The organism is Bacteroidota bacterium (assembly GCA_013360915.1).
Taxonomy (GTDB): Bacteria; Bacteroidota; JABWAT01; order JABWAT01; family JABWAT01; genus JABWAT01.
Window position 1 is genome coordinate 52,529 of record JABWAT010000003.1, and the last position, 22,662, is coordinate 75,190.

21 protein-coding genes are annotated in these 22,662 nt (G+C 51.8%); 4 read left to right on the plus strand and 17 right to left on the minus strand.

What is annotated here, in order from left to right; translation table 11 throughout:
* The first annotated feature begins 29 nt into the window (after nt 1-29).
* The 3 genes from miaB to HUU10_06555 are packed head-to-tail and all read left to right on the plus strand — an operon-like array spanning nt 30 to nt 3,409.
* The gene (miaB, locus tag HUU10_06545) at nt 30-1,361 is read left to right on the plus strand and encodes a tRNA (N6-isopentenyl adenosine(37)-C2)-methylthiotransferase MiaB (protein ID NUQ81253.1); all 1,332 of its coding nucleotides are present in this window, start codon (nt 30-32) and stop codon (nt 1,359-1,361) included.
* Entirely contained in the window at nt 1,354-2,142 is a 789-nt protein-coding gene (locus HUU10_06550) for an SPOR domain-containing protein (GenBank protein NUQ81254.1), read from the plus strand. The genes miaB and HUU10_06550 overlap by 8 nt, the downstream gene beginning before the upstream one ends.
* A 46-nt stretch (nt 2,143-2,188) precedes the next feature.
* Nucleotides 2,189-3,409, plus strand: coding sequence for a sigma-54-dependent Fis family transcriptional regulator (locus HUU10_06555; protein ID NUQ81255.1), 1,221 nt, complete (start codon nt 2,189-2,191; stop codon nt 3,407-3,409).
* Nucleotides 3,410-3,444: 35 nt separating this feature from the next.
* On the opposite strand, the gene HUU10_06560 is transcribed toward HUU10_06555, so the two are convergent.
* The 15 genes from HUU10_06560 to HUU10_06630 form a co-directional block, all read right to left on the minus strand.
* Nucleotides 3,445-4,956: an NADH-quinone oxidoreductase subunit N gene (locus HUU10_06560; GenBank protein NUQ81256.1), complete on the minus strand. Its 1,512-nt coding sequence runs from the start codon at nt 4,954-4,956 to the stop codon at nt 3,445-3,447.
* A 15-nt stretch (nt 4,957-4,971) separates the two neighbouring features.
* Nucleotides 4,972-6,546 carry an NADH-quinone oxidoreductase subunit M gene (locus HUU10_06565; GenBank protein NUQ81257.1) on the minus strand — a complete coding sequence of 525 codons (1,575 nt, stop codon included), beginning with the start codon at nt 6,544-6,546 and terminating at the stop codon, nt 4,972-4,974.
* A gap of 15 nt (nt 6,547-6,561) precedes the next feature.
* A complete protein-coding gene (gene nuoL / locus HUU10_06570; protein ID NUQ81258.1) occupies nt 6,562-8,517 on the minus strand; it encodes an NADH-quinone oxidoreductase subunit L in 1,956 nt (651 codons plus the stop codon).
* Nucleotides 8,518-8,521: 4 nt separating this feature from the next.
* A complete protein-coding gene (gene nuoK, locus HUU10_06575; GenBank protein ID NUQ81259.1) occupies nt 8,522-8,830 on the minus strand; it encodes an NADH-quinone oxidoreductase subunit NuoK in 309 nt (102 codons plus the stop codon).
* Nucleotides 8,831-8,836: 6 nt separating this feature from the next.
* Nucleotides 8,837-9,346 (minus strand): NADH-quinone oxidoreductase subunit J, encoded by a 510-nt coding sequence (locus HUU10_06580; GenBank protein NUQ81260.1) that lies wholly within the window; start codon nt 9,344-9,346, stop codon nt 8,837-8,839.
* On the minus strand, nt 9,343-9,918 hold the full coding sequence (locus HUU10_06585) for a 4Fe-4S binding protein (protein NUQ81261.1): 576 nt from the start codon (nt 9,916-9,918) through the stop codon (nt 9,343-9,345). The genes HUU10_06580 and HUU10_06585 overlap by 4 nt, the downstream gene beginning before the upstream one ends.
* Before the next feature lie 14 nt (nt 9,919-9,932).
* Nucleotides 9,933-10,985, minus strand: a complete 1,053-nt coding sequence (gene nuoH, locus HUU10_06590) for an NADH-quinone oxidoreductase subunit NuoH (protein ID NUQ81262.1) — start codon at nt 10,983-10,985, stop codon at nt 9,933-9,935.
* Nucleotides 10,986-11,004: 19 nt separating this feature from the next.
* Complete coding sequence (locus HUU10_06595; protein NUQ81263.1) at nt 11,005-12,150, minus strand: NADH-quinone oxidoreductase subunit D; 1,146 nt, start codon at nt 12,148-12,150, stop codon at nt 11,005-11,007.
* A 24-nt stretch (nt 12,151-12,174) separates the two neighbouring features.
* Nucleotides 12,175-12,657, minus strand: coding sequence for an NADH-quinone oxidoreductase subunit C (locus HUU10_06600; GenBank protein ID NUQ81264.1), 483 nt, complete (start codon nt 12,655-12,657; stop codon nt 12,175-12,177).
* Nucleotides 12,644-13,141: an NADH-quinone oxidoreductase subunit NuoB gene (nuoB, locus tag HUU10_06605; GenBank protein ID NUQ81265.1), complete on the minus strand. Its 498-nt coding sequence runs from the start codon at nt 13,139-13,141 to the stop codon at nt 12,644-12,646. Before nuoB ends, HUU10_06600 begins: the two co-directional genes overlap by 14 nt.
* Nucleotides 13,125-13,601 carry an NADH-quinone oxidoreductase subunit A gene (locus tag HUU10_06610; protein ID NUQ81266.1) on the minus strand — a complete coding sequence of 159 codons (477 nt, stop codon included), beginning with the start codon at nt 13,599-13,601 and terminating at the stop codon, nt 13,125-13,127. Before HUU10_06610 ends, nuoB begins: the two co-directional genes overlap by 17 nt.
* 11 nt (nt 13,602-13,612) lie before the next feature.
* Complete coding sequence (locus HUU10_06615) at nt 13,613-13,978, minus strand: DUF3276 family protein (GenBank protein NUQ81267.1); 366 nt, start codon at nt 13,976-13,978, stop codon at nt 13,613-13,615.
* A gap of 47 nt (nt 13,979-14,025) precedes the next feature.
* Entirely contained in the window at nt 14,026-14,385 is a 360-nt protein-coding gene (locus HUU10_06620; protein ID NUQ81268.1) for a hypothetical protein, read from the minus strand.
* A 100-nt stretch (nt 14,386-14,485) separates the two neighbouring features.
* Nucleotides 14,486-15,910: an aspartate aminotransferase family protein gene (locus tag HUU10_06625; GenBank protein ID NUQ81269.1), complete on the minus strand. Its 1,425-nt coding sequence runs from the start codon at nt 15,908-15,910 to the stop codon at nt 14,486-14,488.
* A 208-nt stretch (nt 15,911-16,118) separates the two neighbouring features.
* Entirely contained in the window at nt 16,119-16,718 is a 600-nt protein-coding gene (locus tag HUU10_06630; protein ID NUQ81270.1) for a sigma-70 family RNA polymerase sigma factor, read from the minus strand.
* A gap of 317 nt (nt 16,719-17,035) precedes the next feature.
* Between HUU10_06630 and HUU10_06635 the strand changes: the two genes are divergently transcribed.
* Nucleotides 17,036-19,111 carry a response regulator gene (locus tag HUU10_06635; GenBank protein NUQ81271.1) on the plus strand — a complete coding sequence of 692 codons (2,076 nt, stop codon included), beginning with the start codon at nt 17,036-17,038 and terminating at the stop codon, nt 19,109-19,111.
* On the opposite strand, the gene glgA is transcribed toward HUU10_06635, so the two are convergent.
* Complete coding sequence (glgA, locus tag HUU10_06640; GenBank protein NUQ81272.1) at nt 19,078-20,562, minus strand: glycogen synthase GlgA; 1,485 nt, start codon at nt 20,560-20,562, stop codon at nt 19,078-19,080. The genes HUU10_06635 and glgA overlap by 34 nt on opposite strands.
* Nucleotides 20,563-20,589: 27 nt before the next feature.
* Complete coding sequence (locus tag HUU10_06645; protein ID NUQ81273.1) at nt 20,590-22,650, minus strand: acetate--CoA ligase family protein; 2,061 nt, start codon at nt 22,648-22,650, stop codon at nt 20,590-20,592.
* Between the last annotated feature and the right edge of the window lie 12 nt (nt 22,651-22,662).

The following is a 22,662-nucleotide window of genomic DNA, read 5'->3' on the forward strand; positions in this document are numbered from 1 at the left end:
TTATTTATGGGACGGGAATGAAGGACGAAATGAAAGGCCGGGTCTATTTCGAGACCTATGGCTGTCAGATGAATTTTAATGACACCGAGCTGGTGGCTGGTATTCTGGCCAAAGACCAGTATGAGGTAACCGCCGACATCAATGATGCCGACCTGATTTTTATCAATACCTGTTCGATCAGGGAACATGCCGAGCAGCGCGTGTTTTCCCGTCTGGCCAATATGCGCACGCTGAAACGTCAAAAGGGAAAAGAGTTGGTTATCGGTGTGATGGGCTGCATGGCAGAACGTCTTAAAAAACGACTGATTGAACAGGAAAAGCTGGTCGATGTGGTCGTTGGTCCGGATGCCTACCGTGATGTTCCCCGTCTGATTGAAATGGCGAAACTGGGTGAAAAGGCCATCAACACCCTTCTCTCTCTCGAGGAAACCTACGAAGACCTGACTCCGCTGAGAAGCGAAGGGGTTTCTGCCTGGCTCACCGTAATGCGTGGCTGTGATAACTTCTGCACTTTTTGTGTCGTCCCTTATACCCGCGGCCGCGAACGAAGCCGGTCCATCGAATCGGTGGTTTCCGAAATCAAGGCCATTTCTCAGGAAGGATTGATCAGGGACATCACGCTCCTTGGCCAGAACGTGAATTCATACAATGATAACGGTCGACCTTTTGCCGATCTTCTGGTTGCGGCCGCTTCGGTGGATCCGGCCATCAGAATCCGGTTTGCCACTTCCCATCCCAAGGATTTTTCCGATGAAGTGCTGACGGCGATCAGGGATCACCACAACCTGTGCAATTACATTCACATTCCGTTTCAGGCCGGATCCGACTCGATTCTGTCTGCTATGAACCGCACCTATACCCGGACGGAGTATCTTGAACTGATCGATAAGATGAAAAGCATCATTCCGGGTGTCTCTCTTTCCACCGACGTGATGGTTGGATTTCCCGGCGAAACCGATGCGGACTATGAGGACACGCTCGACATCATGAGAAAAGTCCGGTTCGATACTGCCTTTATGTTCAAGTACTCTCCGCGCGAGGGAACCAAGGCCTGGAAATTTGGCGACACGGTTCCAGAGGAAGTGAAGGCAGAGCGTCTGCAGAATCTGATTGACTTGCAGGAGCGGATCAGTTATGAAAACAACCAGGCTCGGATTGGCGGCAACGAAGAGGTCCTGGTTGAAGGTCCTGCCCCACGTGGCGAAGGGTTTCTCAGGGGAAAGACCGACACCAACATTAAATGTGTTTTTCCCGGCGAGCCTGGTATGAAACCGGGAGATTACGTCCGCGTCAGAATTACATCCGGATCGGGGCACACCCTGAAGGGAGAAGTCATCCGGGAAGAACTAATACATGCGTAACACACCGTTTTTTCCGGTTTATCTTCTGGCGGTCTTCCTTGCATTACCTGCCTTTACCGGTTTTACCCAAACCGACACGGTTCACATTCGTCCACTGGTTGAATTGATCGATCTGGGTCGTTCCGGTGAAGTGAAAGTGATTCTTCCAACCCTGACGGCCGATCATCCGGCCGACCCGGGAATCCGGTTTCTGAATGCGGTTTTCGATCCCGATGCAGACCGTGCTGTCCAGGTTTTCAGGGAGGTGGTCCGTGATTTTCCATCTACCTATGCTGGCGAAGCTTCCGCCCGGCGGCTGGTCTTATACTATACCATTACCGGAAATCAGACTGAACAAAACCGTTACCGAGAATACTTGAAGAGCAGAGGATTGCCCGCCGAGGCAACCGCAGTCCGTCCCGTCAGTGTGGCAACCCCGGCACCGGCCAAGGCAAAGACCCCAGTCAAGGGTAAGGATCCGGTACCTGTAAAAGCTGATCCGGTACCCCCTCCCGTTGTTTCTGCACCGCCCGCCGAAAAATCAGACCCGCTCCCCACTGTGAATCCAAAGGGACATTTCTTTATTCAGGTGGGAGCATTTGCTCTTCAGAACCAGGCCAACAAGGGCCTGAAAGATGCTGAAAAGGCTGGTTTTAAGGGGAAGGTGAAAAAGGAAATCACCAACAATCGCATTTACTATAAAGTCAGGCTCGGCCCGTATGATACACAGGCCGCTGCCCGTCAAGTCTTACCCGCCATATCCAAAAAACTTGGATTAAACGGATTTGTCGTAGAAGAATAGCAGCCGGGATTCCGGTTACCATTCTTCCCGACATGGAAAGGTTCTTATGATCTCGGTTGACGAAATCAAAGCCCGGTTCGATATCATCGGGCAATCTGCAAAACTGCACGACATTCTGAAAGTGATCCCCCAGGTGGCGCGCACCGATATTTCGGTTCTGGTCACAGGTGAGAGCGGCACCGGTAAGGAAGTGATCGCCCATGCCATTCATGGACTCTCGGGCCGGGCCAGTGAAAAGCTGCTGATTGTCAATTGCGGCGCCATTCCTGAGGGCATCCTTGAATCTGAACTGTTCGGGCATGAAAAGGGTGCCTTTACCGGGGCAATCGAAGCTCGGAAGGGTTATTTCGAACTTGCGAACAACGGAACCCTTTTCCTCGATGAAATCGGTGACATGCCTTTGGGTGTTCAGGTAAAAATTCTCAGGGTCCTCGAAAGTGGTGAGTATATGCGGGTGGGCGGGGCGTCTGTCAAGCGAACCGATGTACGCATCATTGCTGCCACAAACAAAGACCTGCTTCACGAAGTACAATCCCGACGGTTCCGCGAGGACCTTTATTACCGGCTGAAGGCCGTTCAGCTGCATCTGCCGGCCCTTCATGAACGCCGCGAGGACATTCCCCTGTTATTCCGGTCTTTCTGGCAGGAGTTTGCCAGACGGTATAATATCACGCCCGCCGGAATCACCCCAGAGGCCGTCACTCTGCTGGTGAATTATCATTGGCCGGGAAACATCAGGGAATTACGGAATCTGACCGAAAGCCTTCTGGTGCTCGATGGCAGCCGTCCTGTGGACGAGACCGTGATCAGACGTTACCTGACCACTCAATCTGCACCTTCCATGTCGCGGCTTCCGGTGGTCACCGACCGGCATCAGCCAGAAAAAATCGAAATTGAATATCTGTACCGGATGATGGCCGACCTGAAAACCGAATTGATGGATATCAAAAACCTTCTCAGGCATCTTACCCTTACCGCACAGGCTCCCGCACCGGTTGGGACTCCCCTGATGGTGGATCCGTTTCCGGGGAAATTGTTACCTGCGTCGGCCTCATCGGGAGGCTTCGCTGATTACCAGCTGGAACGGGACCATGACCAGGCCGATGACAAGGAGGATCCGACCCTTTCCCTTTCTGATCTGGAGCGGCGTGCCGTTGAGGATGCGTTAAACCGGCATCAGGGAAACCGGCGGAAGGCAGCAGAGGAGCTTCAGATTTCTGAACGGACGCTGTACCGAAAAATCAAGGAATACGGTCTGGACCACTGAGGTAAAAAAAAATCCCGGTCTGGCCGGGATTTTTTTTACATCCACATTCTGATCGATGCCAGCGACCACTGATACAGAGGTTGCCAGTACAACCCGAGCAGGATGGTGGGGACTGCAAGGGCCAGGGTAAGAACAAGTGCGGGCAACGGAATGGACACCGGCTGATCATTGTTTTCAAGCGGTGCCTTCAGGAACATCATCTTAGCAATTTTGAAATAATAAAAGGCCGATATCACCGAGTTCACTACTGCAACAATGGCCAGCCAGAAGTACAGATTTCCCTCCTGAAGAACGGCCACAAACAGCAGGAATTTCCCTGCAAAGCCAACCGTGCCGGGAATTCCAACCAGAGAGGCCAGAAAAATCACCATGGATACACCAAGTACCGGATTCCGGTAACCGAATCCCTTCCAATCCTCCATGTCATAGGATCCGACCGAATCTCCGATGAGCATGGCCACATAGAAAACGCCCAGGTTCATGATCATGTAATAGGCCAGGTAGAATAACATGGCCGCCTGACCCGAGTCGGTCAGCAGGATGACACCCATGAGAATGTAACCGGCGTGGGCAATGGACGAATAGGCCAGAAGGCGTTTTACATTGAGCTGCCACAAGGCAGTAAGGTTTCCAAGGGACATGGTCAGAACAGCCATGGAACCCAGAATGGTGACCCAATCAACTGTCAGAATGGCGGTGTAACCATCCTCGGTATCATATCCGAAAAAGGCGGTCTTAAAAAACCGGAGGAGCAGGGCAAATCCGGCCGCTTTGGGAGCCACCGACAGAAAGGCGGCCACTGGCGTCGGTGCCCCTTCATAGGCATCGGGGGACCAGAAGTGGAAAGGAACCGCAGCAATTTTGAAGCCCAATCCGGCCAGAATCATCAGGGCAGCCAGGGTAAGGGTTACGGGATCAATTATTGATTCGGGACTCCGGAAATAATCATTGATTCCGGTAAAGGACAACGTTCCGGTCATGCCATAGAACAGAGAAATCCCATACAGCATAATCCCGCTGGAAACAGCGCCATAGATGACGTATTTAAGTCCCGCTTCATTGGAGGCCCGGTTTTCCTTCAGGTAAGAAACCAGCACGTAGGAAGACAGGGAAACCAATTCCATGGAAACAACCATCATCAGCAGGTTGGTTGCCCCGGACATAAGCATCAGACCCAGAACGAGGCCGATCAGAACCATCATGAATTCGCCGATACGGCGATTGTTTCGTTCCAGCTCGGCTGAATGGAGGGTTGCATAGGCTGTGATAATACCGGCGATCAGGAAAATGGCCTTGAAAAAGACCGCATACTCATCCACCGCAATCATATCAGCAAAAACCGGCATGGGGAACAGAGCCTGTGCCGGAAGCAGGACCAGGGCAGCCAGAAAAACGAGAATGGTTGCCCAGACCGTCACCTTATGGCTGTTGCGAGGAAGAACCACATCGAGGACCAGGACCAGCATGAGACCAACCGCCACCGTCAGTTCAGGACGAAGTACCAGGGTGTGGGAAACGAGTGTCTGAATCAGCGCATCAATTGACATAAATGGTAAGATCCCTTACAGTTTGGTCATGGAAGATCCAGCCGACCGAACCCAATCATTGAGTTGATTGACCGAAGCCGACATCAGATCGGTGACGAAGGAAGGCCAGACGCCAACCAGCAATATTGCAACAGCCAGCGTGACCAGCATGGTGGTTTCACGTGAGGACAAGTCCGAAAAGCCTGCATAGTCTTCTTTTACCGGACCTGTGTAGACACGCTGATAAGCCCACAGATAATAAATAGCGGTGATCAGCATCCCCAGGGTGGAGACCATGGCCAGATTCCGTGTTACGGGATCGCTGTAGCTGCCCATAAAGACCAGCGCCTCTGCCACAAATCCGCTGAGGGCCGGCAGTCCGAGTGAGGCCATAAAGGCAAACAAGGCGAAGCCGGTGTAACGGGGCATTGGTTTTCCAAGACCACCAAATCCATCAATATCGCGGTGATGAGCGCGATCATAAACCACACCAACCACCAGGAAGAGCATGGCGGAAATCAGTCCATGTGAAAACATTTGCAAAACCGCGCCTGTCATCCCCTCGGTGGTCAGGGAAGCCATTCCGAGCAGAACAAAACCCATGTGGGAAACCGAGGAATATGCAATCAGCTTTTTCAGATCGGTCTGTCCCATGGCAGCCAGGGCACCGTACAAAATGTTGATCACGCCGAGAAATCCGATGGTCCAGGCATACATCACCACCTGATCGGGAAAAAACGGAAAGGCCACGCGGGCAAGTCCGTAGGTTCCCATTTTAAGCAGAATACCAGCCAGAATCACAGAAATCGGAGTCGGGGCTTCCACGTGGGCATCGGGAAGCCAGGTGTGAAACGGAACCATTGGTATTTTGACGGCAAAACCGATAAACATGAGAACGAATGCGGCTGTCCTCCAGGATTCCACCGTCAGCAGGCTGCCGGGAAGAAGGTTGGCCGGATCCATCATGGTGATCATGTTGAATGTGTGAATCTGAAGGGATGGATGGGCATCGGGGTTAACCGCTGTACCGAAGTAGAACAGAATCACCACAAGAAGCATGAGCAGGGAACCGATGAAGGTGTACAGGAAAAACTTGATGGCGGCATATTCCCGGCGGGGACCTCCCCAGATTCCGATGAGGAAGTACATGGGGATGAGCATCATTTCCCAGAACAGGTAGAACAGAAAGAAGTCGAGAGCAACAAAAACCCCTGTCATGGCGGCTACCAGGATCAGGTAGGAAATAAAGTATCCCTTGATGTGTTTGGTAATCGACCAGGATGAAATCACACCAACAAATCCGATCAGGGCCGACATTATCAGCAGGGTAACGGAAAGTCCGTCGATGCCAAGGGTATAATTGATCTGAAGGAACCCGTAACTTCCGGCATAAACCGAAATCCACTGATAATTCTCCACAAACTGATAGGTGGAGGCATCATTCACCCCAACCCGGGTCAGGTCAAAGCCAGCCAGAATCCAGCCAACCAGAATCAATTGAAGACCGGTAGCGACCAGAGAGGTCCACCGGAACACGGCCACCTGGGTTTTCGGAATGAAAACCAGCAGAAGGGCTACAATGAGCGGAATAAAAATGAGCAGACTAAGCATGTAAAATCCGGCGTCTTATGACAAAATACCCTTCATGACAAAAAAGATGACCAGACCCGTCAGGGCCAGGGCCACGTAGGTCTGAACACGGCCCGACTGGAACTTCCGGGTTACCAGGCCAGCAAAACCGGCCACTATACCCGCCAGGTTAACCAGCATATCAATGACGAACGTATCGAAGAAGGCAGAAACCTTGGCCAACAGAATGTTTCCCCGGATGACGGTTACTTCATACACTTCATCAAAGTACCATTTGTTCAGGGAAAAGCGGTATAACGGGCCCAGTTTATCAGCCAGTTTATCTGGATCCACTGCCTTTTTCATATACATCAGCCAGGCAATCACCAGTCCGGTCAGGGCCAGGAGAACAGAGGAAATAACGGTGGTCCAGTGAACATGATGAGTGGCCTCCTGCAGCTGAGCCAGCCAACCAGTCCCATCCACAGCGGGAACCACCGAAACAGGCGTTACGATGAGGGACATGAACCAGCCGGTTGCCCCGTCAAGCGGATTCAGGCTGAAAACCGGGAAAAGCGACATGACAGAGAGAACCACAAGAGGAATCCACATAACCGGTGGCACCTCATGAGCATGATCATACAATTTCTGGTTCCTGGGTTCACCAAAAAAGACCATGAAAACCTGACGACCCATGTAAAAGGCAGTGAGCAGAGCCGCTGCAAGACCAAAACCGGGGACGATAAATGCCCACGAACCCGTCAGTTCCGCCCAGGCCAGTCCACCGGCCAGAATCGCATCTTTGGAAAGAAATCCGGTGAACAAAGGAAGGCCTGCCAGAGCTGCGGTGGCAACCAGATAGGTTGCAAAAGTGATGGGCAATTTTTTCCGGAGACCCCCCATCTGACGGATATCCTGCTCGTGATGGAGGGCATGAATGATGGCTCCCGATCCTAAAAAGAGACAGGCTTTGAAAAACGCATGAGTAAACAGGTGGAACAGAGCCGCGCTGTAGGCACCAACCCCCAGTCCCATGATCATGTAACCCAGCTGAGAAACCGTGGAGTAGGCCAGAATCCGTTTAATATCATTCTGGGTCAGCGCCATGGTTGCGGCCATAAAGGCAGTGAATCCGCCGACCACTGCAATGACGATCTGGGCATCCGGGGTCAGAATCGGGAATATTCTTCCGACAAAGTACACACCTGCAGCCACCATCGTTGCGGCGTGGATCAATGCAGAAACCGGCGTGGGGCCTTCCATGGCATCTGGCAGCCAGACATGCAGAGGAAACTGAGCCGATTTGCCCACGGCACCCAGAAACAAAAGCACACCGCCGGCGGTCAGCCAGAACTCTCCGAGTCCGAAACGACCAGCCTGAATGTTGGCAGCAATTTCTGAAAGGTTGACGGTTTGAAACTGGCTCCAGAGAATCAGAATCCCCAGCCACATACCGATATCGCCAATCCGGTTGGTAACAAAGGCCTTCGTTGAGGCCGCAGCAGCTTCGGGTTTTTTATACCAGAAACCAATGAGCAGGTAGGATGAAAGACCAACCAGTTCCCAGCTCATGTACATGGTGAAAAGATTATCGGAAAGAACAATTCCCAACATGGAAAAGGTAAACAGTCCCAGATAGGCGAAATAGGTTCCGTACCGTTCTTCCCCGTGCATGTATCCGATCGAATACAAGTGAACAAGGAAAGAGATAAGGGTTACCATGGTCAGGGTCAGCGCCGAGAGGTTATCGACCAGAACGCCGATGGAAAGTGACCACTCCGGACCCAGTGACAGCCAGGTAAAAGCGGCGGAATAAGAGAGGTCAGGATGTCCTTCTGAAAGGAAATGAACCGACACGGCCAGAGAAAGCAGAAAGGCGATACCCAGCAGGGCCGTGGACAGCCAGTCACCCTGACGTGGAAGCACCCGCTGACCGGCGATCAAAAGGCCATAACTTACCAGAGGCAGCACCAGAACCAGCAGTGAAAGGGACAGAATTATGGAGTCAGTCATTCAGTTATTCCTTCAGCTGATCAATCTCGTCAAGGTTGACGGTACGGTAGTTGGCATACACATTCAGAATAATAGCAAGGGCAATGGCGGCTTCTGCAGCAGCCAGCAGGATGATAAAGATGGCCATCATCTGCCCATCCAGATTCGAGTTAAACCGGGAAAAGGCCACCAGATTAATGTTGGCCGCATTCAGAATCAGTTCGATTCCCATCAGGACCACCACCGTATTCCGGCGGGTCATCACTCCAAAAACACCGAGGGAAAACAGCACGGCACTCAGAGTGAGAAAATGTTGTAAGGTAAGTGATTCCATACCGGTCTATTTTTCCTCCGTTTCAGGACGGTCTTTACGTGCAATGTAGGAGGCGCCGATAACCGCAATCAGCAGAACAATTGCAATCACCTCAAAAGGCAGAATGTAATCGGTGATTCCCAGGTAGCCCAGTCTTTCAACCGTGGTATTCCAGGCAGCGGGAGGAGCCTCGGTCCAGACGCCAGAGATCCACACCACATACAGCAGACTCAGAAGAACCACCAGGGCAACCAGCAATCCCGGAATAAAATTGAAGACATCTGTTTTCAGGCTCATCATGGTGATTTTATTGGTCAGCATCACCCCGAACAGCAGCAGTGTCAGGATTCCGCCCACATAGACCATGATCTGGGTAACCGCCAGAAAGTCGGCATTCAGGATGACGTAAATTCCGGCCACCCCAAGGAAGGTCGCCAGCAGAGAAAAGGCGGAGTAAATGATATTTTTCGAAAAAACAGTGGCGGTGGCGGAAACCACGATCAGGACGGCAAAAAACCAGAATATCGCGGTGATCATGCTTTTCCTCCTGCCGGGTCGGCCGGGGGGGCCGGTTTTGCTGCAGCAGCGGCCGCAGCAGCAGCCTTTTTGGCAGCCTGTTCTGCATTCCAGGCCTCGAGCTCGGCTTTCTTTTCTGCAATCTGTTCCGGTGTATGATTACTGAACTGATAGATGTGATCGCGGAAATCGTAGGCAGAGTAATCGTAAACCTTGGTCATCGTCAGACATTCGGTAGGGCACGGCCAGGTACAGAGTCCGCAAAACATACACTTCGACATATCAATGTCGAATTTCTCGACCCACAGACGTTTCTTCTGTGTTTCCTTAACCGTTTCCACATCCTTATCAAGGCGTTTGAAGGACACGATTTCGATGCAGCTGACCGGACAGGCATTGGCACACTGGTTACATCCGATGCAATCATCGAAATGATTGTGAAGCCGGTACCGGCCGGTATCGGGTACCGGTATGGATTTCTTCGGATACTCGATGGTTACAATATGTCCGGGCTGAACCATTTCCTTTGCTGTCAGACCCAGTCCGATCAGCGTGGTTTTCACTCCCCGTACGATATCAGAAAAATATCCCATTCACCCCTCTTCTCTCAATTCAGAATAAAAATTTCCCAGGCTGCCTGACCAATCAGACAGGCAAAGGAAATGGGAATCAGTACCTTCCAGCACAGATACATGAGCTGATCCACCCGGAACCGCGGAAGGGTCCAGCGAAGCCAGATCTGCAGGAATACAAAAAACAGCGATTTGGTAATCATCCAGAAAATGCCCCAGACCGGTCCCGGATTGGTTCCCCACGGGGTCAGCCAGCCGCCGAGGAACAGCGACACTGCAATACCCGAAACAATAAACATGTTACCATACTCGGCCAGGAAAAACATGGCGAATTTCATTCCTGAGTATTCGGTATGATAACCGGCCACCAATTCCGATTCGGCCTCTGGCAAATCGAAGGGAGTCCGGTTCACTTCGGCAAGCGAGGCGATCAGATAAATGATGAACGCAACAAAAAGGAAAGGAGAGGACCAGAAATGACCAAACCACCACCCGGTCTGATCGGAAACAATGGTGGTCATATTCAGTGAACCCACAGCCACCACGGCGGTTAGGACGGCCAGTCCGGCGGGAATTTCATAGGAAACAATCTGAGCCGTTGAACGGACTGCACCGTAAAGCGACCATTTGTTATTTGAGCCCCAGCCAGCCATCAGCAGACCGGCCACCACCAGCGAACTGATGGCCAGGATATAGAAAATGCCCACATTCAGGTCGGCCCCCACAAATCCATCGGACCAGGGAAGGGCTGCCAATGCAGAATATGTACCTACAAAAACCAGGATCGGCGCCACCACGAACAGTATTTTGTCGGCCGCTTTCGGGACAATGTCTTCTTTCTGAATCAGTTTCAGAATATCAGCCGTGGTCTGGAACAGACCAAAAGGCCCTGTTTCAACCGGACCCATTCGATTCTGAATCACAGCCGAAATTTTCCGCTCGGCATAAACCGCCATCAGGGCAAAGACAATCAGAAACAAAAGAGGAAGCACGGCTGCCACAATGGGAATCAGCAGACTATCGGGCGCCAGCCCAAGCCACTCGTTCAGGGCCTGAAGATTCAGGGTATATTTAACCAGATCATGCATAGAATAAATTGATTATCGGTTAGCGGTCCACTTCACCCAATACAATATCAATGGAACCAAGGATTGCCACGATATCGGACACCATGATTCCCTTAGACAAGGCCGGCAGCACCGCCAGATTGACAAAACAGGGTGATTTTACTTTTACCCTGAATGGCTTGGTTCCCCCGTCGGAAATAATATAAAAACCAAGCTCTCCTCTCGGATTTTCAGCCCGTACATAGACTTCGCCGACCGGTGGTTTAATTCGCCGGGGAACCGCTGCCTGCACATCGCTTGTATCGTCAACAGGGAATTTGTCAATGGCCTGTTCAATGATTCTCAGCGACTGTTCAATTTCGAGGGCTCTGATGTGATACCGGTCCCAGCAATCGCCGACCTTCCCCATTTCACCATGGCCAACGGGAATCTCGAATTCAAATTCGGGATAGATGGAATATGGATCGTTTTTCCGGAGATCCCACTTCACACCCGATCCGCGCAGAACGGGACCGGTGCAGTTGTAATTAATCGCAACCTCGGCAGGAAGCACACCCACGTAGGCGGTCCGGTTAATGAAAATGTGGTTTCCGGTCAGAAGCGTATTCAGATCCTTCATCTTGGGCCGGAAGTACCGGATAAAGTCTGAAATTTTCTGCTGGAATCCGGCAGGAAAATCACGGGCCACTCCACCGGGCCACATATAATTGTATAACATCCGGGCGCCGGTGAGTTCCTCGAACAGATTCAGGATGATTTCCCGGTCACGGAATGTCCAGAGAAATGGTGTGACGGCCCCGATATCGGCACCAAAGGTTCCGATGGCCACCAGATGAGAAGCAATTCTCTGTAATTCTGCGGTGATCACCCGGATAAACTCGACTTTCCGGGGAACCTCGATGGACATCAGTTTTTCAACACCCAGCACGAAGGCATGGTTGTTGTTCATAGAGGCCAGGTAATCCAACCTGTCGGTAAACGGGATTATCATGGGATAGGTCAGTTCTTCACCATGCTTTTCAAAACACCGGTGCAGATAGCCGATATGCGGGGTGATGCGTTTCACCACTTCACCATCGGTGACCAGTTCCAACCGCAAAACCCCGTGTGTCGACGGGTGTTGCGGACCCATATTCATGATCATTTCTTCAGTGTGCAGGTGATGCACGGACTGATTCTCACTCATGCTGGTTCTTGACCTCAGTTGAAATTAAAAGGGAACCCTGATCCCGTGATAGTATTCCTGCGTCTGGTAATCCTTCCTTAACGGATGTCCTTCCCAATCATCGGGAAGCAGGATCCGGCGCAGATCCGGATGAAACTCAAAACGGATTCCGTACAGATCAAAAGCTTCGCGCTCGTGCCAGTTTGCGGCTTTATAGATGTGTTCAATGGTCGGGACGGACGGATTTTCCCTCGGCAGCATCACCTTCACCACCAGCCAGTGCCCGTGGGTCATGCTGGTCAGGTGATAAACCACACCCAGATCTTTCCCTGCGCCATAATCCACACCAGAGAGACAGGCCAGTGAATCAAAGGCCAGATCTTTCTCATCTCTGAGAAAATAGAGAATATCTTCAATCCAGAGCGGATCAACCTGAATCCATGGCTGCAGACCCGTTTCGTCGGTTTTCAGAATCCGGGAAGCAATTTCACCGGAAGCCAGCCGTTCAAAAATTTCAGACGGTTTCATTTTTTTTCACCAGGGACTGGTTTCTGATTTTTTCCTGCAGAAGCATGAGTCCGCCGATCAGCGCTTCGGGCCGGGGAGGACAACCGGGAATATACACATCGACCGGAATGACTCTGCTGACACTTTTCACCACATGGTATCCGTGCTGCCAGTAAGGACCACCCGAATTGGAACAGGAACCCATTGAAATCACATACTTCGGTTCTGGCATCTGTTCATACAGCCGCTTCACGCGTTCGGCCATTTTAAACGTCACCGTTCCGGCCACAATCATGACGTCTGATTGCCGGGGAGACGGGCGGGGAATAATTCCGAACCGGTCGAGATCGTAATTGGATGCCATGGTGGCCATCATTTCGATGGCGCAGCAGGCCAGACCAAATCCCATGGGCCACATGGATGACAGACGGGCCCAGTTGAGCACGTTCTCGGCGCTGGTAATAACCACGCCACCCTGATCAAATTGTTTATCCAGCAATCCCATCGGGCGCTCCTTCCTCTCTGCCTGCTGATGCCTGCTCCTGCTGACGAAGCTGACGTGCTTTGATTTCCTTTCCTTCCAGAGTTGGAATCACGGGTTTAGGCCGGACCCAGTCCAGATCTCCTTTGGACCATTCGTAAAGCATTCCCACTACCAGAATCCCCATGAAAATGAATCCGGTTACAAAACCGTAAACTCCAAACGACTGATAGACCGTCGCCCAGGGAAACAGGAAAATGACTTCCACATCGAACAGAATGAAGATAAGGGCCACCACATAAAACCGGATGTTGAACTGAACCCAGGAAGAACCGACCGGTTCCTCGCCGCATTCATAAGAAGTCAGTTTTTCCGGTGTAGGCTTGTGTGGCCGGATTAAACGGGAAGTGAGAAAACCGATTACCACAAAAAGGAAACCGGTGATCATAAAGATCAGAACATAACCAAACTGTGAAATTTCCATGGCGGGCTGTATTAGTCGGATTCGGTTAGCTGGTGATGAGCGTGCCGGAATTCCTGTTGGGATGGATCACTTTTAATGAAATCCATGGTCTGGTGAAGTGCATCAATGAATTTATCAAAATCTTCCTGATAGAGGAAAACCTTGTGTTTTTCATAGTCGGTTTCGCCGACCCTCTTGCTTTCAGTGATGGTGATATATTGTTCGGAAGACTTGGTTGATTTGACGTCGAAAAAGTAAGTTCTCTTTCCGGCGCGAACCCGTTGGGTATACAATTCGGTGCGGTTTTCCACTGCTTCTCCTCCCGGCTGATGCGCAACACACGGCGTTTTTGGGCGCTCAAAATTACGTGTATACCCGGGAAAATCAAACCGGACCATATACTCCAATAAACTTTTAATTCGCCCGCAGGAGCAGGAGGAAGCAATCAGCGGCCGAGTTTCAGCCGGAAGGTGGCCACGACCTGGGCCGGATCGAGGGGATCGGTGAGTGTCACCAGACGGCGTGGTAACCGTCCGAGTTTTCGGACCTCGGGCAAATCGGCTTTCCTGACGACCATGGCCAGAACCGCCCTGGTATTGTGGTCGATGATGTGTTTTGCCAGGTCCATAAAAGAATCACCGGTAACGGAGTAATTAAAAAGAATGCCATCAATCCAGTCGGCATACTCCTGAAGGAAACCGGTCGATTCCGGAGTCATGTCCATGGCGATGAATGAAAAATCATCACCCAGATGGCCTTTCAACTCGGTTTCAAGCGCCGCTTCTTTTCCAAAAAGTACCAGCATTTTTCTCATACCAGCCAATGGTTGCAAGAGTTATGCCAGTGCCCCCTGAAGCGGTTTCCTTACGATTGGCCCGATCTGAGAGTTACCTTTTTTCCGTTTGTTACCTTTCTTCCTCCAGAATCTGATTGGCCGTTTCCCTGATCAGCCTGCAGGCCGCCACGATGTGTCTTTCGGAGACGCGGGATTGGCCAGGCACCAGGCGCAGAATCAAACGGCCCTCCAACCGCGTGTGTGTGAAATACAACTGCCCGCTGCCATTCACCCGGTTCATGAGCTTTTCACTCAGCCGGTCATTTTCCTCCGGACGGTCCACACCGGAGGGCTCCCACCGGAAGGGAACCAGATTAAACCGGACCGGCATCACCACACGAAAGTCGGGTTGTGATCCGACCCACTCCGCAATCTGTTTTCCCAGCAACAGATGACCCCGCAGATAAGAACGGATTCCGCTGGCTCCGTAGGATCTCAGGACCATCCAAAGTTTCAGGGATCTGAAACGCCTTCCAAGCTGAACCGACCAGTCAGAATAATTCCGGGCTGTGCCATGAACCGGGGTCCGCAGATAGTCGGGAATCACCGACAGAGAATGGACCAGATGTTCAGCATCCCGGACCAGCAGCACCGAACAGTCAAAATTGGTCAGCATCCATTTGTGCGGATTAAAAACAAAACTGTCAGCCCGGTCCAGACCCGTCTTCATCCAGCCAAACTCGGGCAACGCAAGCAAACTTCCTGCATACGCTGCATCGACATGCAGCCAGAGATTTTCGCGTCTGCAGATGGTTGCAATGGCATCTACCGGATCCACCGCCATGATCCCCGTGGTCCCGATGGTTGCCACCACAGCCAGCGGCACTTTCCCCGCCTTCCGGTCTTCCGCCACCATTTCCTCAAGTGCCCGTGGGTCCATTTCATAGCGTTCATTGGTGGCGACCTTCCGGAATCCGTCTGAACCAATCCCTGCCAGCCGGACCGCCTTTTCTGCCGATGAATGGGTCTGTGAAGTTCCGTAAACGACCATCCGCTGGCCCGAAAAGCCGTTCTGATTCACAGACTCAGCCTTTTCTCTGGCAGCAATCAGGGCAGCCAGCGTGGAGGATGAGGCTGAATCCTGAATCACCCCCTCCCACTCATCCGGAAATCCAAACCAGTTTCTGATCCAGTTGATAACGGTGGTTTCAAGTTCAGTGGCGGCCGGTGAAGTATCCCATAGCATGCATTGGGCTCCAAGGGTGGCGGTAATCATTTCGGCCAGTACCGAGGGATAGCTGGTATTGGCCGGAAAGTAGGCCATGAACATCGGATGTTGCCAATGAGTCATTCCGGGAAGCAGATGATCACGGAAGTCGGCAAAAACCGAATCGAAAGAATCACCCTCTTCCGGAACGGTGCCTGGGAATCTGCTGGCAATGTCACCCGGCTTCAGACCCACAGGCTTTACCGGGAGCGATTCGATGGTTTCATAATAATCGGCCATCCAGTCGGCCAGCTGATGGGCGTGTTTTCTGAATTCGTCGTTTGTCATGACTTTCCTTCACTCTGAGGATCTGAAAATTAACCGAACCGACAGGAAAGGACAACCCGTCCTTCTGAAAAGAAGCTCTGGAAGCAGCAGAAGAATGGGAATGGGCTTCAGAAAGGAAATCGAAAAAGGGCAGAAAAGCTGGAATCGCGGGGGTGGGGAAAAAACCGGCTCCCTTCCGGCTTAAGCGAAAGGGAGCCATTCGGTTCGGTCAGTAGCCGTCTTCGACTGCATAGCCACGAACAGCCGCGTAGTCTTTCAGTTTGTCAAAAAGCATTTTCCGGCCACGGTGCAGACGGCTGCGAACGGTTCCCACCGGACAGCCAACCATATCGGCGATTTCCTCATACGTCTGTCCTTCCATGTCACATAAGATCACTACTGTTCGGAAATCGGGGGGCAGGGATTGCAAGGCACGGGTGACATCGTCATCCAGAAGGTCTCCAAACAACTGATCTTCCAGATTGTTCGGATCCACCGACTCATCACGGACCGAGTTGAAGTAATCCTTCACCTCATCATAATCAATCTTATTCGGCTCCTTAGCCATCTTCCGGTACTTGTTGATGAAGGAATTCTTCAGAATCCGGAACAGCCAGGCTTTCATGTTTGTGCCTTTTTCGAAGCTGTCGTAAAACCGGTAGGCTTTGAGCATGGTTTCCTGAACCAGATCACGAGCATCCTCTTCATCTGCCGTCAGACGCAGAGCAAAATTGTACAAAGCCGGGGTATAGGGAACCACCACCGCTTCAAAATCGCGTTGTTTTCCCATCCAGTTGTCTGTTGTCAGTGTTGCCAGTACAGGGGCCATGGTCCCTCCTTCAGGACGTTTCGTTCAAAACGTTCACAAGATGTTCAAACTATACATTTTTGTCAAGATTGCCGTTGGCCGTTAAGTTAAATTAACTCAGAAAAAGCGGTTCTGCTGGAACTTTTTGCGCAAAACAGACAATCCGCGGACTTTTGGTTAAATTATTTAATGAATTGTTGACGATTTCCTGACTTTTTTAAAGACGGTTCTGCTTGTTCCGGTGTTCCGCTGATTCCGATTGATTTCGGGGTAAAAAAAAAGTTACTTCGTTCCGGTTACCGGGTTTAACAGCGTTCACCCGACGATGAGGTTTTTGTTTGGCCCTTCTTTCCAACCTGCACTGGTTCAGGGTTCCTGAGTTTTCCTCGGCTGATGATCAGCGCCGGGCACGGATTATTTTCTACTTCAGTGTGGTGATTATCCTGGCCTCCGTGATTCCGGGCATCCATAATTATATCAGGAAAAGCTACGCCACTGCCATTGTCCTGTTTTCCTTTCCGCTTTTCATCAGTTTTGCCGTTTTTTTTCTTTATCTGAAACGACTGGCACTTGCCGCCCATGCCCTCTCCTATGGATTGCTCGTTTTTGCCTTTCTGCTGGTGGTGACCGGTGAGGGCATCTACGATATTTCGGTCCTCACTTACCCGGCTTGTCTGATTGTCGGTGGATTGATTCTTTCAAACCGGGCCTTTTTCGTCTATCTCCTGGTGGCTCTTTTCAGCGTCTGGGGGTTCTGGATGCTCGAAATCAATGGTTACCTGCTTACCAAATTCGCAAACAAGGTCACCATAACCAGTCTGATCGACGTCTGGATTATTCTCATCGTGGTCGGATTGGCCATCCGGTTTTATATACGGGATATCGACCGGGCCTTTTCACGCCTGAGGGAGCAAGAGGAGCAGCTACGTGAGTCGGAATCCAGGTTCAGAATGCTGTTTGAACGTTCACCCGATGTGATCATGCTGGTAGATTCTGATCACCGGATTCTTCTGATGAACCGCGGGGATACCAACTCCATAACGGGTTCCCTGCTGACGGATTGGGTTCATCCTGATCACCGCGAAGCGCTCATCCGCCAGCTGTCGAGTGGCCGGGCTGTGTCTCTTGAAGCTCAGAGCATCCGCAACCAGTGGTATCGGCTGCGGCTTCAGCCCATGGGAAGTCCATCGGAAAGTATACTCATTATTGCCACGGATATTTCAGAAACCCGTCGCCTGCTTGCCGAACGCGAACAACTCGAAACTCAGTTCCGGCAGGCCCAGAAACTGGAAAGTCTCGGACAACTCGCCGGAGGCATTTCTCATGATTTTAATAACCTGCTTTCGGTTATTATTACCCACGCCGACGGCCTGGACCGGTTCCGTGATCAGCCGGAAAAGCTGAAGACCAAAACAGAGGCCATCCTGAAAGCAGCCGACCGGGGGGCGGCTCTCGTCAGACAGATTCTGACCTTTGCCCGCAAATCGGATCTGAAGCTCACCGATACCAACCTGAATTCACTCGTTCTTGAAATTGTTCATTTACTTGAAGAGACCTTTCCAAAAACCATTGCCATCCGGATTGCCGAAGACCCCACACTTCCCATTCTGAAAACCGATTCAAATCAGATCCACCAGGTACTGATGAACCTGTGTGTCAATGCCCGCGATGCCATGAGCGGATCAGGAACACTGTCCATTGAAACCAGACATGTTCAGGCCACCCCGCCCGGCGGAACCCTGACTTCCTGTGCCCTGCTGACGATTTCAGATACCGGATCCGGAATGCCGGCCGAGGTCAGACAACGGATATTTGAACCGTTTTTTACCACCAAAGCCAGAGACAAAGGCACCGGACTCGGGTTGGCCGTTGTATATGGCATCGTCAAGGCTCATCAGGGATGGATTGAAGTGGATTCTGCTGAAGGCCACGGCACCACCTTTCGTATCTTTTTACCGGCCCCGACCGGACAGCAGGGCTCTGAAGGAGTGCGTGAAGCCGGAAGACAAACCTCAGATGACTGGAAAGGAAAACGGATTTTACTGGCCGAAGCAGATTCAGATCTGCGGATCGTACAGGAAGGAGCCCTTTCCGAAAAAGGGGCGAGGGTCGTAACCACGGGGAATGGCCAGGATGCATTGACTCTGTACAGCACCAGCCGCGAGCCCATTGACCTGGTGATGACGAATTATAACCTGCCCGGACTTTCGGGGTTGGAACTGATCCGGCAAATCAGACTGCTGAATCCCGACCAGACCATTCTTCTATCTACGGGAACCACCGACAACGAGGTTTATGTGCAGGTGGCCGATAACCACATTCCGGTGCTACTGAAACCATTCAGCCCACTGAAGCTCATCACCACCATCGATGGGTTGTTTCAGGCTCCTTCTTCAGACTCTCCTGCCAGCTGACGGTACAACTCCAGATACTTCCCGGCCGATCGTTCCCAGGAAAAATCGGCGGTCATGCCATTGGTCTGAATCTGTCGCCATTCACCCGGATTGTAATAGACCAGCAAGGCACGCCGGATTGCATCGAGCAAGGCCTCGGGGTGCGGATTGCTGAAGGAAAATCCGTTCCCGTTCTTCTTACCTGAAAGCAGAGATTCACCCCAGTCGATGATGGTATCGGCAAGTCCGCCCGTTTTTCTGACAATGGGAACCGTGCCGTAACGCAGGCTGTAAATCTGATTCAATCCGCAGGGCTCATACAACGATGGCATCAGAAATACATCAGAGGCTGCTTCAATCAGGTGAGACAGCTGATTATCATAACCCAGGTGAACCGATAACTTTTCTGGATACTGGTACTGAAAATCCTTGAACCGTTTTTCAATACCCGGATCCCCGCTGCCCAGAATAATCATCTGAAGGTTCATGGTCATGAGCTGCGGCATGAGTTTTTCGACCAGATGAAATCCTTTTTGGGAAACCATCCGTGATATCATACCGATGAGCGGAACGCCTGGCTGGGCTGGTAACCGCACCATTTCCTGCAGTTCCTTCTTGATCTGCTGTTTGCGGTCCAGGGTGCTCAGCGTGTAATTGACGGGTAAAAGAGGGTCAATGGCGGGATCCCAGATATCATAATCGGCCCCATTCAGAATGCCGACCAAATCGGGTTTCCGCACCTGGAGAATGCCATCGAATCCGGAACCGAATTCGGGAGTCAGGATTTCCTGAGCATAAGTCTCGCTGACAGTGGTGATTTTATCAGCATTCAGCAATCCGACCTTCAGAAAGCTGAACATGCCATAAAACTCATAATCACCGCCCGGATAGAAATGATCGTAGCTCAGGCCCGCTTTATTTACGGTCTCGGAACCAAACTTTCCTGGGTAGCCGATGTTATGAATGGTCAGAACCGAACGGGTCTCTGCAAAAAAAGGATCGTTGGCATACTTCGTCTTCAGATAAAGTGGCAACAAACCCGTGGGCCAGTCGTTGGCATGGATGATGTCAGGCTTCCATTTCAGCCGCTTCATCATTTCCATCACACCCATGTTGAACACAATAAACCGTTCGTTTTCATCAGGATCATTGGTATAGATCCACCGGTTATCGTGAGCGTGTGCGCAGTAAATAAAATTCACTTTGACCGTGGTTCCCGGCAGGGTCCCCTGGTACAGGTGCGCCTCGCATTGTTTTCCGTTCGACTGAACCGGGAGTTCGCCCACCTTCCAGTTATACTTCAGCTTAAACACATCATCCGAGATCATTGAATATTTCGGAAGAAACAACTGAACTTCGCAGCCCAGTTTTTCGAGTACCTTTGGAAGGGCCCCGATCACATCGCCCAACCCGCCGGCCTTCGCATACGGCACGGCTTCTGAAGCACACAGGGCGATTTTTAACTTTTTCATCTGATTGATTCCTTTATTTCCATCCCCTCAGCCCATCACCGCCCTTACATCGAGCGCCCAGGCTCCCTGTCCCGGTTCGAGAACCAGCAGCGGATTGATTTCAAGTTCGCTGATTTCGGGGAAGTCGGCACCGATCTGTGATAACCTCACAATCACGTCAATGGCCGCATTCCAGTCACCCGGTTTTACCGACCGCCATCCGTTTAATCGTTTCCCGGCCAGAGTCGACGCAAGCAGTTCGACGGCTTGTTGCCGGTTTACCGGCGCAATTCCCACGGCCACATCCTTCAACAGTTCCACTTCAACGCCACCCGATCCGACCACAATGACCGGTCCGAACTGTGGATCATGACGGACGCCAACCAGCAACTCATGGCCTTTTTCCATCATCTTCTGAACCAGAATTCCGTCTATCCGGACATCGGGTTTAATGAGCGTCACTGTTTTTACAATCATATCATATGCTTCAGAGACCGCCTCGGGTGTCTGAAGATTGGTCACCACACCACCCACTTCGGTCTTGTGGGTAAAGTCGGGAGATACCAGTTTCAGCACCACCGGATATCCGACCGAGTTGGCCTTGCTGACAGCCGCCTTGGCGGTTGTTACCAGATGGTCGGGCGGGATGGGAATGCTGTATGATTTCATGAGATTTTTAAAATGATGATGGTTGACCGCATGCTGTGCCGCCAGATGGTCTATTCCTGATAAGGCTTCACCGGCCAGAGGTCCGCGATCGAGCCACCGGGCCCGATCGAGCATGGCTTTTAAGGTAGAGCCCATCCGCTCGGGAAAGGTAAAATTGGGAATTTTGCGCTGGCTCAGGATTTCCACTGCTTTCTGGATGGAAACATGACCCATCAGCGAACAGAGAACCGGTTTTTTGTGAACCATCGACACCTCACCGATCACCTCGGCAAGACTCTCGGGCAGAAACCAGTCCTGTGGGGCTGAAATGACCACAGCAGCATCCACGGTCGGATCGGAGAGCAGGGCATCCAGTGCGATGGCATAGGTTCCGGGTCCCGATCCCGCAAGAATATCAACCGGATTGTTGATGCTTCCCGCCGCCGGCAGCCGGGGTTTCAGAAACGCACGGGTTTCATCGGTGAGCGGGGCAAGTTTAAGTCCGTTCTGTTCAAGATTATCCACGGCCATGATGGCTGGTCCGCCGGCATTTGTCAGCACCGCAACCCGGTTTCCGCGGGGCAGGGGCTGCCAGGCAAGTGCACGGGCCCAATCAAACAATTGTTCCATGGTTTCGGCCATCAGGACGCCCGACCGGGCAAAGGCGGCACGGTAAGCGTCGGAGCGTCCGGCCAGAGAACCCGTATGCGAAGCAACGGCTTTGGCTCCCCCTTCGCCGGTTCCGCCCTTCAGAACCACAACGGGTTTTTTCCGTGCTGCTTCCTCGGCAATGGCCATGAATTCCCGTCCCTGACTCACCCCTTCCACATAAGCAGAAATCACCCGGGTTTGCGGATCACTGACCATGGAAGCGATCATTTCGCGTTCATTCACATCAATCTGATTTCCCAGGCTGACGATGCGGGAAAAACCGATACCCGCTCCCAGGGACCAGTCGATCACCGCAGCCACCATGGCTCCGGATTGAGACGTGAATCCGATTTCACCGGCAGCCGGCATTCCCATGATAAAGGTTGAGTTCAGGGGTGAATGTGTATCGATAGTACCAATACAATTCGGCCCGATCAGTCTGATGCCCGCTTTATCTGCAATGGCCTTAAGTTCCTGCTCCTTTTGTTTTCCCTCTGGTCCGGTTTCTGCAAATCCGCCGCTGGTAACAATGACATGCCGCACCCCCCGCTTGCCGCATTGAGTAATCATGTCGGCTACCTGACCGGCTGGTACCACAATGACGGCCAGATCAACCGGATCGGGCACTTTCAGCACCGATGGGTAACATTCCAGGCCCAGAATATCGGTTGCGTTGGCATTAACTGGGTAAATGGCCCCTTTGAATTTGTATCTGATCAGGTTTCTGACCACTCCGTAACCCAGCTTGTGCGGATCGCGGGAGGCACCAATAACAGCCACCCCTTTGGGTTTGAAAAAGGATTCAAGCATACGGGCTCCCCG